The organism is Streptomyces venezuelae ATCC 10712, from assembly GCF_008639165.1.
In the GTDB taxonomy this organism is placed as follows: domain Bacteria; phylum Actinomycetota; class Actinomycetes; order Streptomycetales; family Streptomycetaceae; genus Streptomyces; species Streptomyces venezuelae.
Genome location: NZ_CP029197.1, coordinates 3,105,698 through 3,117,019 on the forward strand (window position 1 = coordinate 3,105,698; position 11,322 = coordinate 3,117,019).

Below are 11,322 nucleotides of genomic sequence, written 5' to 3' on the forward strand. Positions count from 1 at the left end.
AAACAGCTCATGACGGCAGAAGCCGAGGTACTCGGCGAGCTCCGAAGGCTGCGGGCCCGGCTGCCCCAGCTCACCGGGGCGCTCGCGGCCAGTGCCGACGGGCTCGTCCTGGCCCACGACACCGTGGACGGCGAGGCGGAGAGCGTGGCCGCGCTGACGGCGGCGGCGCTCGGCGTCGGCCAGCGGCTGACGGACTCCACCGGCCAGGGCCGCTTCCGGGAGCTGCTGGTACGCGGCGAGAACGGCTACGTGGCGACGTACGCGGCGGGCGGCGCGGCCGTCCTGACGCTGCTCGCCGAGCCCCGGATCAACGTGGGGCGGCTCCATCTGGAGGCCCGCAGGTCCAGCGTCCGGATAGGCGAACTCGTCGACGGCGCGCTGGAGCGCAGAGACCTGAACTGACGTAGCGCACAACGAAGAAGACCCGTACACGAAAAGGAAGTGCGACACCCATGGCGAACACCGAGACCTCGCTCAAGGAAGCCACCGCGATCGACGGCGCCGTCGGCGCGGCCCTCGTCGACTACACCAGCGGCATGGCCCTCGGCACCATCGGCGGTGGCAAGGAGCTCGATCTGAACGTGGCGGCGGCCGGCAACACCGACGTGGTGCGGGCCAAGGTCCGGGCGATGGAGATGCTCGGCCTCGGCGACGAGATCGAGGACATCCTGATCACCCTCGGCCGGCAGTACCACCTGATCCGGCTGCTCAAGGGCCCCGGCAAGAACGGCCTGTTCCTCTACCTCGCCCTGGACAAGGACCGGGCCAACCTGGCGATGGCCCGCCACCAGCTGAAGAAGATCGAGGCGGAGCTGGAGGTCTGACGCCTCCCGGCCCCCTACTCGACGAACAGGCCCCGCGCCGCCGCCTTCGTGTCGAACTCCTCCAGGCGCGCCTGCGCGTCCGGGAGTTCGTCCGCCATGGCCTCCAGGAGGACCCGGCCGAGCATCATCGGCGCGCAGGCGGTGTCGAAGGCGAGCCCGGTGCCGACGGCGGCCGGGATCAGCAGGTCGCTGTGGGCGGCGACGGGCGCGAACGCCGACTCGGCGACGGTGACGACCGTGAGCCCGGCCGCCCGCGCGTACTCCAGGGCCTCGACGACCTCGCGCGGGTGCCGGGGCAGCGCGAAGCACAGCAGGGCGGTGGCCCCGGCGCGTACGGCGGCGTCGACGCGGTCCGTGAGCATCGAGCCGGCCTCGTCGAGGAGCCGGACGTCGGGGTGCACCTTGGCGGCGAAGTAGGCGAAGCCGCGCGCCTGTGAGGACGCGGCGCGCAGTCCGAGCACGGGCAGCGGCCGGGAGCGGGCGAGCAGCCGCCCGGCCCGCTCGACGGGCACCGGGTCGGCGAGCAGTCCGGCGAGGTGCCTGAGGTTCTCGATCTCGGCGAGCACGGCCTGCTGGTACTCGTTGAGCACCTCGCCGCGGGCTTCGGCGTCGTCCGGCTCGGGCGGCGCGACCTCGCGCAGGTGGCGGCGGAGGGCCGGGTAGCCGTCGAAGCCGAGGGCGACGGCGAAGCGGGTGACGGAGGGCTGGCTGACCCCGGCGAGCTCGGCGAGCTCGACGCTGGACAGGAACGGCACGTCTCCGGAGCGCCGCACCATGCAGTGGGCGATCCGGCGCTGGGTCGGCGTCAGCCGGTGGCCCTCGAAGAGCGCCTGCAGCCGGCCGGCGGTGCTGTCGCTCATGCCATGCCCCTTCACCTATTCATACGCGGATCTCCTGTATAAGGATATGCACAGCAGGTCAGGCCGTGGGCCACTCCAGCATCCGGCCCTCGTGGACCACGGGCCGGCGGCCCACCACGAACAGCGGAACCCGCGCCTCCATGGCGGTGGCCAGGTCGTCGAGCATGACCGCCAGGCCCGGCCACGGGCGCTCGTGGTCCGGATCGCCGAAGGAGAGCTCCCCGACGGTCCCGTACCCGGCCTCCCGGTGGTCCACGAAGAGCAGGTCACCGGTGACGGACCGGGCGAACGGAACCCAGCGCGCGTGCGCGGTCCTGCCGACCTCGTCCTCGTACCCCTCCTCGGCGAACTCGGCCGCCCGGGAGGCGAGGTGGCGCTGCCCCTCCAGGACCTGCCCGGTGCCCAGGAGGCTGTGGCCGATGACGAAGGCCCCCGGCTCGTCGCTCGCCACGCGCGGCACGACGCCGTCGCAGACCGAGAGCAGCGCGCGCAGGGCGGGGTCCAGCGGGAAGCCGAGGCCGTCCTCCAGGGCGGCGAGGTCGGCCTCCGGGGCGCCGGGACGCAGGGCGGCGTGGTCGTCGGGCGCGTGCTTCTCCAGCCAGTGGGTGATCCTGGACCAGGCCGAGCGGACGTCGTCGGCGTCAGACATGGATGACTCCCGGTTCGAAGGGGCGTACGAGATCTTTCCTACACCACCTCCGCCCGGGACTCCCCGGGAACGGGCCAGCCCGCGCCCGGCACCAACGCCCGCATGAGGCCTCGCCGTTGGACCGGAAACGACGACGGGCCCCCCGCCTCGGCGAGGGGCCCGTCGTCGTGACGAGGTGTTCGGCGCGGGGACCGCCGCACCCCCGTTACCGGGGGGCGGGACGACGGCGGTCCCCGCGAGGACACGGGCCCGGGTCAGGGCCGGTCTCCGCGTCCGGCGGCGTCGTCTGGAGGTCCGGGAGCCGCTCCGGAGGTCCGTGACGCCGACAACCACCACTGTGCCGGACCCGTGTTAAGCGGGTGCTGCGGGTACGTGTCGCGCTCGTACCGATTGCGCGAACGCCGCCGCCGCGCCCGCCGGGTGCTACTTGGCGCCGCCGTTGGCCAGGAAGGCCAGCAGGTCCTGACGGCTCACCACACCGGTCGGCTTGCCCTCGACCAGCACGATCGCCGCGTCGGCGGCCTCGCCGAGGACGGACATCAGGGCGGCGACCGGCTCGCCCGAGCCGACCTGCGGCAGCGGCGCGCTCATGTGGCTCTCCAGCGAGTCCTCCAGGGAGGCGCGCTGGGTGAAGAGGGCGTCGAGCAGCTCACGCTCGACGACCGATCCGACGACCTCGGCGGCCATCACGTCGGGGTGGCCCGCGCCCGGCTTCACGATCGGCATCTGCGAGACGCCGTACTCGCGGAGCACCTCGATGGCCTGGCCGACGGTCTCGTCCGGGTGCATGTGGACCAGGGAGGGCATGGTGCCGCCCTCCTTGTGGCGCAGGACGTCCGCGACGGTGGCCGAGGAGGTGTCCTCCAGGAAGCCGTGGCCGGCCATCCACTCGTCGCTGAAGATCTTCGACATGTAGCCGCGGCCGGAGTCCGGCAGCAGCACGACGACGACGTCGTCCGGGCCGAGCTCCCTGGCGACCTCCAGGGCGGCCACGACGGCCATGCCGCAGGAGCCGCCGACGAGGAGGCCCTCCTCCTTGGCGAGGCGGCGGGTCATCTGGAAGGAGTCCTTGTCGGACACGGCGACGATCCGGTCCGTGACGTTCCGGTCGTAGGCGGTCGGCCAGAAGTCCTCGCCGACGCCCTCGACGAGGTACGGGCGCCCGGAGCCGCCGGAGTAGACGGAGCCCTCCGGGTCGGCGCCGATGATCTTCACGGAGCCGCCGCTGGCCTCCTTGAGGTAGTTGCCGGTGCCGGAGATGGTGCCGCCGGTGCCGACGCCCGCCACGAAGTGGGTGATCTTCCCGTCCGTCTGCTCCCAGAGCTCGGGACCGGTGGTCTCGTAGTGGGAGCGCGGGTTGTTCGGGTTGGAGTACTGGTCGGGCTTCCAGGCGCCCGGCGTCTCACGGACGAGCCGGTCCGAGACGTTGTAGTACGAGTCCGGGTGCTCCGGGTCGACCGCGGTGGGGCAGACGACGACCTCGGCGCCGTACGCCCGCAGCACGTTGATCTTGTCGAGGGACACCTTGTCGGGGCAGACGAAGATGCACTTGTAGCCCTTCTGCTGGGCCACGATCGCCAGGCCGACGCCGGTGTTGCCGGACGTGGGCTCGACGATGGTCCCACCGGGCTTGAGCTCGCCGCTCTGCTCGGCCGCCTCGATCATCCGCACGGCGATCCGGTCCTTGACCGAGCCTCCGGGGTTGAAGTACTCGACCTTGGCCAGGACGGTCGCCTGAATGCCCGCTGTGACGTTGTTGAGCTTCACCAGCGGGGTGTTGCCGACGAGGCTGATCATCGAGTCGTGGAATTGCACCGTAATCTCCGGGGTCTCCGTAATGGTGTGGCCAGCGTATGCGTAGTCGGAGCGGGTTACGGGGCAGTTAGACCCTGAACGGCTTGAAGGGCCCCACGGGCCCCGAGGGCGGCGACGGCTCGGAGGAGGTGACGGCCCCCATGTCGAGGGCGAGGGTGGCGCGCCGGATCGCGGCGGGAGCGGCGTACGGCGGCGGGAGCATCGGGCTGCTGGGTGTGGCGGCGGTGGGCGTCCTGCTGGCCGAGGCGCAGATCGCGAAGCGGACGGTGGGCGGCGGCGCCGCGCCGCTGCCGCCCGCGGCGGACGGGCTGTACGGCCGCGCCTTCGGCACGGACGACCCGCTGCGACTGGCCCTTCTGGGTGATTCCACGGCGGCGGGCCAAGGGGTCCGCCGCACGGGTCAGACACCGGGCGCGCTGCTCGCCTCGGGGCTCGCCGCGGTGGCGGAGCGGCCGGTGCTGCTGCGGAACGTGGCCCTCTCCGGGGCGCGCTCGGACGATCTGGAGCGCCAGGTGTCGCTGCTGCTCGCGCAGCCGCTCGGGCCGCCGGACGTCTGCGTGATCATGATCGGGGCGAACGACGTGACGCACCGCATGCCGGCGACCGAATCCGTGCGGCTGCTCGCCTCGGCGGTGCGGCGGCTGCGGACGGCCGGCGCGGAGGTGGTGGTCGGGACCTGCCCGGACCTGGGGACGATCGAGCCGGTCTACCAGCCGCTGCGCTGGCTGGCCCGGCGGGCCTCCCGGCAGCTCGCGGCGGCGCAGACGATCGTGGTGGTCGAGCAGGGCGGGCGGACGGTGTCGCTCGGTGACCTGCTCGGCCCGGAGTTCGCCGAGAACCCGCGCGAGATGTTCGGGGTGGACAACTTCCATCCCTCGGCGGAGGGGTACGCGACGGCGGCGATGGCCGTCCTGCCGACGCTCTGCGCGGTGCTCGGCGTCTGGCCGGAGACCGACCGCCTGGAGCCGGCCCGCCGGGAGAACATGCTGCCGGTCGCGAAGGCCGCGGCGGAGGCGGTCAGGGAGGCGGGCACCGAGGTGACGGGCGCCCGGGCGCCCTGGGCCCTGCTCAAGCACCGCAGGAGGCGGCGTCTGCCGGAGCCCGCGGAGGCATCGACGGACACCCGGGGGGAAGGGGCCGCGGAGACACCCGCCCCCACCAACTGAGCGCCCGCTTAGAAAAGAGGTGACCGTCACACCGTCAGGGCGGTGACCCCTGCGGTACGTACGGGTAACTTCCCTTTCAGTCCGCCCACTCCGCACCCTCATGGAGCCGTGATGCCCGAAGCCGTGATCGTCTCGACCGCCCGCTCGCCCATCGGCCGGGCCTTCAAGGGCTCCCTCAAGGACCTGCGGCCGGACGACCTCACCGCGACCATCGTCCAGGCCGCGCTGGCCAAGGTGCCGGAGCTCGACCCGCGCGACATCGACGACCTGATGCTGGGCTGCGGCCTCCCGGGCGGCGAGCAGGGCAACAACCTGGGCCGCATCGTGGCCGTGCAGATGGGCATGGACCACCTGCCGGGCTGCACGATCACCCGCTACTGCTCCTCCTCGCTGCAGACCTCCCGGATGGCGCTGCACGCGATCAAGGCGGGCGAGGGCGACGTCTTCATCTCGGCCGGTGTCGAGATGGTGTCCCGCTTCGTGAAGGGCAACTCGGACTCCCTGCCCGACACGCACAACCCGCTCTTCGCCGACGCCGAGGCCCGCACGGCCGCCGTCGCCGCCTCCGAGGGCTCCAGCTGGCACGACCCGCGCGAGGACGGCCTCGTCCCCGACGCGTACATCGCCATGGGCCAGACCGCCGAGAACCTGGCCCGCTGGAAGGGCATCACGCGCCAGGAGATGGACGAGTTCGGCGTGCGGTCGCAGAACCTCGCCGAGCAGGCCATCAAGAACGGCTTCTGGGAGCGGGAGATCACCCCCGTGACGCTGCCGGACGGCACCGTCGTCTCGACCGACGACGGCCCGCGCGCCGGTGTCACCCTGGAGGGCGTCTCCGGCCTCAAGCCGGTCTTCCGCCCCGACGGCCTGGTCACCGCCGGCAACTGCTGCCCGCTGAACGACGGCGCCGCCGCGCTCGTGATCATGTCGGACACCAAGGCCCGCGAGCTCGGCCTCACGCCGCTCGCCCGCATCGTCTCCACCGGCGTCTCCGGCCTCTCCCCCGAGATCATGGGCCTCGGCCCGGTCGAGGCCTCGAAGCAGGCCCTCCAGCGCGCCGGCCTGACCATCGGCGACATCGACCTGGCCGAGATCAACGAGGCCTTCGCCGCCCAGGTCATCCCGTCCTACCAGGAGCTCGGCCTGGACCTGGACAAGGTGAACGTCAACGGTGGCGCCATCGCCGTCGGCCACCCCTTCGGCATGACCGGCGCCCGGATCACCGGCACGCTGATCAACAGCCTCCAGTTCCACGACAAGCAGTTCGGCCTGGAGACCATGTGCGTCGGCGGCGGCCAGGGCATGGCCATGGTCATCGAGCGCCTCTCCTGATCGCGCGCCTCTTCTGATCGCGCGCCTCTCCTGACGGCAGGGGCGTCAACCGCTCCGCGTCCGAGCCGTGACCGAATCTCCCCCAGGATGTGACCTACGTCCCGGGGGAGTTCGTTTTCGCAGGTCAGAGCGGTTTCGGGACTAAACACCTGGCAGAAATACCTGTCCAATTCGTGACGTAATGCACTGACAGCGAGCCCCACCCCAGGACAAGCTGATGTAGGAAGTCGGGGGATCGACTCGGAATCGGGAGTACGTCAGTGAGCGCCATGCCTCTTGCCCTGCTGCTGACCACGGCCGCTGCCACGGCCGTGGGCGCTGCCGCCCTGCACGCCGTCCACGGTCTCCGCAAGCAGGTCACCGCCCTGCGGAGCGAGCTGGCGGCCGCGCACGGCGTCACGGTCCCGGCGGCCCGCCCCACGCCCGCCGCCGAGATACGGGCCGCGGTCGCGGAGGCGCTCGCCGAGGAGCGTGAGCGCGAGCTCGCCGAGGCGCGGGCCTTCTGGGCCGCGCAGGAGGCCCGGGACGCCGCCGACGCCCCGTCGCTGCTCGGCGGCCTGGGCGGCCCGGCGGAGGACGGCACCTTCTTCGTCCCGCGCCAGGCGGACTTCGTCGGCCTCGAGGCGATGGCCCTGGAGGCCATGGAGGCGGAGGCGGCCGCGCTGGACGGCGCCGACCCGCTGGACGCCTTCGACTCCTTCGACGAGTACCCGGAGTACCCCGAGGACTCCGCCGAGCTGGCCGCGGCCCGCCGCCGGCACCCCTCGCACCCGGACTTCGTGCCGGTGCAGACCCCCGTCGTGACCGACCACGAGCGGACCGTGGCCCGGCTCCAGGAGCTCGCCGACACCGCGACCGCGCTGACCGACGTGCGCCCGGGCCCGCTCGGCACGCTCGACGTGTACGTCTTCGCCGACGGCACGACGCTCTGTATGACCCCGGGGCACCGCGAGACCGCGGAGCGCCTGGCGGAGGCCCTGCGCTCCGGTCGTACGCCGGTGCTGCTGGGCGGCTCGGGCGTCTCCGGCGCCTTCGCCCTCACCTTCTCGTACGGCGCGTCCGACGAGGAGAACGTCTACATCCTGGCGGACCGCGTCATCGCCTCGCTGTAAGCCCTGTAAGCCCCTGACGGGCCCCGCAGGGCCCTTCCCCGGCCCGCCCCTCCGCGGGCCCCCCGGCCCCCTCGACGGCCCCGCCCGACGGGGCCCAGCTACAGCCCCGAGCGCTCCGCCGCCGCACGGACCAGACCCACGGCCTCCGCCAGCTCCCCCGCAGGGGACCCGGCAGGGGCCGTTCGCAGGATTTCGGCCAGATCGTTCCCGGCGACGACCAACTGGTCGGCCACGGTGAAGACCCCCGCGTCCGGCATCGCCCTCGGCTCCCGCCCCGGCTCCTCGGCGCGCTGCGCGCGGACCGCGAGCTCGCGGGCGAGGGCCAGTCCTTCGGCCGCCGCACCGCGCTGGAGGCGGCTCTGCGGGGCGGCCCGCAGCCGGTCGGCGAAGCGTTCGACGGCGGCGGTCAGTTCACTCGTATCGCGCACCCCGTGACCCTACGCGCCGCCCCGGGCCTCTTGCCAACGGGCGAACGCCCGGGCACGGTGGCGTGAAGAAGTGCCAGGAGCACGAGGAGCACACGGTACGACGCGTCCGGAGGCGCCGATGTCCCAGACTTTCTCCGAAGAGACCCATCGCAACATGCTGGCCCGCATCCCGCGCCGCACCGGTCGTGAGATCGCCGACTGGATGAGAACCGTCGAAGAGGGCCCCTCCCTCCTCCGCTTCGAGGACCGGGTGAGCTGGCTCCGCGGGGCGCACGAGCTCGCCTACGGCCACGCGAAGGCGATCCTGCACGAGTACGACCTGCGCCGGGCGGCCCGCAGACTGCTCTGAGCCCTCCGGGAACGCGGAAGGGCCCGCCCGGCGCGATGCCGGACGGGCCCCTCCCCCGAGTCGTGACGGGTCAGTCGTCGCCCTGCAGGATCGACAGCAGACGCAGCATCTCCAGGTAGATCCACACCAGGGTCATGGTGAGACCGAAGGCGGCCAGCCAGGCCTCCTCGCGCGGCGCGCCGTAGGTCACGCCGTCCTCGACCTGCTTGAAGTCGAGGGCGAGGAAGCAGGCGCCCAGGATGATGCCGATGACGCCGAACAGGATGCCGAGACCACCGCTGCGGAAGCCGAGGCCGTCACCGCCGGCGAAGACGGCGAACAGCAGGTTGGTCACCATGAGGAGCATGAAGCCCATCGCGGCGGCCATCACGAAGCCGTAGAAGCGGCGGTTGACGCGGATCCAGCCCATCTTGTAGGCGATCAGGACGCCGGCGAAGACCGCCATCGTGCCCAGGACCGCCTGGATGACCACGCCGTCGGCGATGTACGTCGAGACGGCGGCCGAGATCACTCCGAGGAAGACGCCCTCGAAGGCGGCGTAGCCCAGGATCAGCGCCGGCGACGGCTTGCGCTTGAAGGACTGCACCAGCGACAGCACGAGGGCGACCAGGGCGGCGCCGATGGCGATGCCGTAGGACTTGCCCAGGTTGGCGGGGTCGACCGGCAGGAGCAGCCAGGACAGGACGGCGGTGAGCACGACCGTACCGAGCGTCATGGCCGTACGGCTCACGACGTCGTCGATCGTCATCACGTTGCCGCGGGCCTGCGGGGCGCCGAGCTGCGTGTCCTGCTGCGGGGCGTACGGGTTGGTCGCGTACGGGTTCGTCGCGCCCTCGGCGTACGGGTTGCCGGTCGCGTACGGGTTCGTTCCGACGGCGGGGCCCCCGGCCTGCGGCTGCTGGCCGTTGAAGCCCGCGGCGCCGTTGTCGCGGCTGAACCCCCGTCGCGAGAAGACCGGGTTGCTGCTCCTCATCTCACTCCTCCATGGCGGGCCGCATGCGCGCGGCCTCGCGTCAAGAGTAATGCGTAGGCAAAAGAAACTCTCTAGTGCTCGGGGAGGATCTTTTCCGAGGAGTGTTCGATCTTCACGGGGGGCGCGGGGCCCCGGGGGGCTCGCGCGGGGGGCCGCCGTGTGGTGCCCGGAACCGGACTCGAACCTGTTCCGAAGCGGCCTCTGACCTGCGCAGACGCGCTGACCTTTACGTTCCTTCCCGTCCAGGCCCGACCGGGCCCGGGAATCCCCGTTGGCGCCCGCCCTTGTGTTCCCGCGGGAACACGGACGAGAACACCGCAGGTGAGGCGCTAGCGGGCACGGGTTGGCCGGATCGCATCGGCTAGGCCGTACGCCGGGCCTCGGGTGGGATGCGGTCGCCCAACCTGCGGAGCACCTCGGCCTGCACTCGGACGGGGAGTCCGTCCAGGATCGTGAGAATCGCTGCCGCCTGAGGGTCGATCAGCTCTTCGACTGGCGCCACGGTTGGAATCGGCTGGGCAGCTTCCACGGTCGGCTCGCCGCCGGCCGCCGCGACGGCCACGCCGCCCGCCGCCCAGCCGAGCGCGCGTTCAAGCTTCCGATACGTGGCGGGGCGAACGCGCACCCCCTTGCGGATCTTGGCCAGGGTCTCGATGGAAAAGTCTGCACGCTCGGCGACCTCGTTGAGCTGCATGCCCTGTGCGGCGATGAAGCTCTCCACTGTGTCGCCGAGTCTCGCGAGCTCTTCAGCTCCATACCCAGCCTCCGTCATGCGGCCAAAGTACAGCCAGACTCCAACTTGCTCCAATGCCCTCCCAGCCACATGGCCGGATTTCACGACACCGCCATGACCCGATGGCCCAATTCCGCAACGTAGGGCCACGTTGGATCACAGATTCTCCAAGGTTGGACAACATCGCTCCCATTTCGGCTTGACCAACTCCAATGTTGGAGTATGTTGGAGTCATGTTGAGCCTCAAGGTTGACGGCCGAAAGGTCCGCCGCCTCCGCGAGGGACGCGGCAAGTCCGTAGTCGCCGTCGCGGAAGCCGCGGGCTGCAGCAAGTGGGCGATCTACAACGTGGAGCGCGGGCGGAACCAGCCCTCGGCTCGGCTGTACGCCGCCATCAAGAAGGAGCTCAAGGCTTCGGACAAGGACCTCTCCGTAGAGGGGAGCTCCCGATGACGTTCTCCCGGAACTACAAGGTCCGCGAGGCCGCCGAGCTCCTCGGCTGCGCAGAGCGATACCTCACGGACAACCTGGCTCGGCTGCCTCACCAGAAGATCGGCGTCGCCGTCGTGTTCGACGACGACGACCTCACCGAGATCAAGGAAATGCACCGGCGCAGGCCTCGCGCTGCTGCCGCAGACAAGGCGCCCCGGTCTCTCGCGCAGATCCGCCCCAAGGGCGCGCGCGCTTCCTGAACCACCGGGGCCCGAGGCCGGGCCATGGCCTCGGCGCCCCGTATTCGGCACCTCAACCTCGAATCGAGGAACCGTGATGATCCACCGTACCCAACTCCCGCCCGAGGCCTCGCGTCTCGTTCGGGCCGCCGACGGCTCGCACTGGCGCACCGCCGGCCACACCGCGACCGGCGAGCAGCTCTACGTCCTCGACGGTGTCGACGTCGACACGTGCCCGATGTGGGTGCGTGAGCGCGAGGCCCTGCTCGTCGAGCTCACCGGCGGACCGCTCGCCCCCGTGGACGAGGGGGCCGCCGCGTGATCGCCGCTGGCGCCGTCCTCGCCTGGGTCCTCGGCGTCCTCGCCGTCCGGGCCGCCCTCACCTACTCCGCCCGCTCCTCGTCGCGCCGT

The 11,322-nt window shown here is 71.7% G+C and carries 15 protein-coding genes; 9 read left to right on the forward strand and 6 right to left on the reverse strand.

Annotation, left to right across the window (positions count from 1 at the left end):
• Positions 1-9: 9 nt before the first annotated feature.
• Together DEJ43_RS14080 and DEJ43_RS14085 are read left to right on the forward strand one after the other, a co-directional pair.
• Positions 10-402 (forward strand): roadblock/LC7 domain-containing protein, encoded by a 393-nt coding sequence (locus DEJ43_RS14080; RefSeq protein ID WP_041662472.1) that lies wholly within the window; start codon positions 10-12, stop codon positions 400-402.
• A 50-nt stretch (positions 403-452) separates the two neighbouring features.
• A complete protein-coding gene (locus DEJ43_RS14085) occupies positions 453-824 on the forward strand; it encodes a hypothetical protein (RefSeq protein WP_015034030.1) in 372 nt (123 codons plus the stop codon).
• Positions 825-838: 14 nt separating this feature from the next.
• Here the strand turns inward: DEJ43_RS14085 and DEJ43_RS14090 are convergent, their stop codons facing one another.
• The 3 genes from DEJ43_RS14090 to DEJ43_RS14100 all read right to left on the reverse strand — a co-directional run bounded on the left by DEJ43_RS14090 (position 839) and on the right by DEJ43_RS14100 (position 4,148).
• Positions 839-1,684 carry a MurR/RpiR family transcriptional regulator gene (locus DEJ43_RS14090; RefSeq protein ID WP_015034031.1) on the reverse strand — a complete coding sequence of 282 codons (846 nt, stop codon included), beginning with the start codon at positions 1,682-1,684 and terminating at the stop codon, positions 839-841.
• Between the two features lie 58 nt (positions 1,685-1,742).
• Entirely contained in the window at positions 1,743-2,333 is a 591-nt protein-coding gene (locus tag DEJ43_RS14095; protein ID WP_015034032.1) for an SMI1/KNR4 family protein, read from the reverse strand.
• A 423-nt stretch (positions 2,334-2,756) separates the two neighbouring features.
• The gene (locus DEJ43_RS14100; RefSeq protein ID WP_015034033.1) at positions 2,757-4,148 is read right to left on the reverse strand and encodes a cystathionine beta-synthase; all 1,392 of its coding nucleotides are present in this window, start codon (positions 4,146-4,148) and stop codon (positions 2,757-2,759) included.
• A gap of 155 nt (positions 4,149-4,303) precedes the next feature.
• Here DEJ43_RS14100 and DEJ43_RS14105 point away from each other — a divergent pair, with 155 nt between their 5' ends.
• The 3 genes from DEJ43_RS14105 (at position 4,304) to DEJ43_RS14115 (ending at position 7,758) form a co-directional block, all read left to right on the forward strand.
• Positions 4,304-5,314 (forward strand): SGNH/GDSL hydrolase family protein, encoded by a 1,011-nt coding sequence (locus tag DEJ43_RS14105; protein ID WP_051025876.1) that lies wholly within the window; start codon positions 4,304-4,306, stop codon positions 5,312-5,314.
• Positions 5,315-5,425: 111 nt separating this feature from the next.
• Positions 5,426-6,646, forward strand: coding sequence for an acetyl-CoA C-acetyltransferase (locus DEJ43_RS14110; protein WP_015034035.1), 1,221 nt, complete (start codon positions 5,426-5,428; stop codon positions 6,644-6,646).
• A gap of 269 nt (positions 6,647-6,915) precedes the next feature.
• Positions 6,916-7,758, forward strand: coding sequence for a hypothetical protein (locus DEJ43_RS14115; protein ID WP_202490755.1), 843 nt, complete (start codon positions 6,916-6,918; stop codon positions 7,756-7,758).
• A 98-nt stretch (positions 7,759-7,856) separates the two neighbouring features.
• Here DEJ43_RS14115 and DEJ43_RS14120 read toward each other — a convergent pair whose 3' ends face one another.
• A complete protein-coding gene (locus tag DEJ43_RS14120; protein WP_015034037.1) occupies positions 7,857-8,186 on the reverse strand; it encodes a hypothetical protein in 330 nt (109 codons plus the stop codon).
• Between the two features lie 118 nt (positions 8,187-8,304).
• On the opposite strand from DEJ43_RS14120, the gene DEJ43_RS14125 reads away from it, so the two are divergent.
• Complete coding sequence (locus DEJ43_RS14125; RefSeq protein WP_015034038.1) at positions 8,305-8,535, forward strand: DUF4287 domain-containing protein; 231 nt, start codon at positions 8,305-8,307, stop codon at positions 8,533-8,535.
• 70 nt (positions 8,536-8,605) lie between these two features.
• Here DEJ43_RS14125 and DEJ43_RS14130 read toward each other — a convergent pair whose 3' ends face one another.
• Complete coding sequence (locus DEJ43_RS14130) at positions 8,606-9,508, reverse strand: Bax inhibitor-1/YccA family protein (protein ID WP_015034039.1); 903 nt, start codon at positions 9,506-9,508, stop codon at positions 8,606-8,608.
• Positions 9,509-9,869: 361 nt separating this feature from the next.
• Positions 9,870-10,280: a hypothetical protein gene (locus DEJ43_RS14135; protein WP_110014473.1), complete on the reverse strand. Its 411-nt coding sequence runs from the start codon at positions 10,278-10,280 to the stop codon at positions 9,870-9,872.
• 194 nt (positions 10,281-10,474) lie between these two features.
• Here DEJ43_RS14135 and DEJ43_RS14140 point away from each other — a divergent pair, with 194 nt between their 5' ends.
• The 3 genes from DEJ43_RS14140 (at position 10,475) to DEJ43_RS14150 (ending at position 11,233) form a co-directional block, all read left to right on the forward strand.
• Positions 10,475-10,693 carry a helix-turn-helix transcriptional regulator gene (locus DEJ43_RS14140; RefSeq protein WP_015034041.1) on the forward strand — a complete coding sequence of 73 codons (219 nt, stop codon included), beginning with the start codon at positions 10,475-10,477 and terminating at the stop codon, positions 10,691-10,693.
• Positions 10,690-10,932, forward strand: a complete 243-nt coding sequence (locus DEJ43_RS14145) for a hypothetical protein (RefSeq protein WP_015034042.1) — start codon at positions 10,690-10,692, stop codon at positions 10,930-10,932. Before DEJ43_RS14140 ends, DEJ43_RS14145 begins: the two co-directional genes overlap by 4 nt.
• 76 nt (positions 10,933-11,008) lie before the next feature.
• The gene (locus DEJ43_RS14150) at positions 11,009-11,233 is read left to right on the forward strand and encodes a hypothetical protein (protein WP_015034043.1); all 225 of its coding nucleotides are present in this window, start codon (positions 11,009-11,011) and stop codon (positions 11,231-11,233) included.
• The last annotated feature ends 89 nt before the right edge of the window (positions 11,234-11,322 follow it).

Coding starts and splice junctions, on each gene's coding strand:
- DEJ43_RS14080 (WP_041662472.1), top strand. CDS start 10: ATGACGGCAGAAGCCGAGGTACTCGGCGAGCTCCGAAGGCTGCGGGCC.
- DEJ43_RS14085 (WP_015034030.1), top strand. CDS start 453: ATGGCGAACACCGAGACCTCGCTCAAGGAAGCCACCGCGATCGACGGC.
- DEJ43_RS14090 (WP_015034031.1), bottom strand. CDS start 1,684: ATGAGCGACAGCACCGCCGGCCGGCTGCAGGCGCTCTTCGAGGGCCAC.
- DEJ43_RS14095 (WP_015034032.1), bottom strand. CDS start 2,333: ATGTCTGACGCCGACGACGTCCGCTCGGCCTGGTCCAGGATCACCCAC.
- DEJ43_RS14110 (WP_015034035.1), top strand. CDS start 5,426: ATGCCCGAAGCCGTGATCGTCTCGACCGCCCGCTCGCCCATCGGCCGG.
- DEJ43_RS14115 (WP_202490755.1), top strand. CDS start 6,916: ATGCCTCTTGCCCTGCTGCTGACCACGGCCGCTGCCACGGCCGTGGGC.
- DEJ43_RS14125 (WP_015034038.1), top strand. CDS start 8,305: ATGTCCCAGACTTTCTCCGAAGAGACCCATCGCAACATGCTGGCCCGC.
- DEJ43_RS14130 (WP_015034039.1), bottom strand. CDS start 9,508: ATGAGGAGCAGCAACCCGGTCTTCTCGCGACGGGGGTTCAGCCGCGAC.
- DEJ43_RS14135 (WP_110014473.1), bottom strand. CDS start 10,280: ATGACGGAGGCTGGGTATGGAGCTGAAGAGCTCGCGAGACTCGGCGAC.
- DEJ43_RS14140 (WP_015034041.1), top strand. CDS start 10,475: ATGTTGAGCCTCAAGGTTGACGGCCGAAAGGTCCGCCGCCTCCGCGAG.
- DEJ43_RS14145 (WP_015034042.1), top strand. CDS start 10,690: ATGACGTTCTCCCGGAACTACAAGGTCCGCGAGGCCGCCGAGCTCCTC.
- DEJ43_RS14150 (WP_015034043.1), top strand. CDS start 11,009: ATGATCCACCGTACCCAACTCCCGCCCGAGGCCTCGCGTCTCGTTCGG.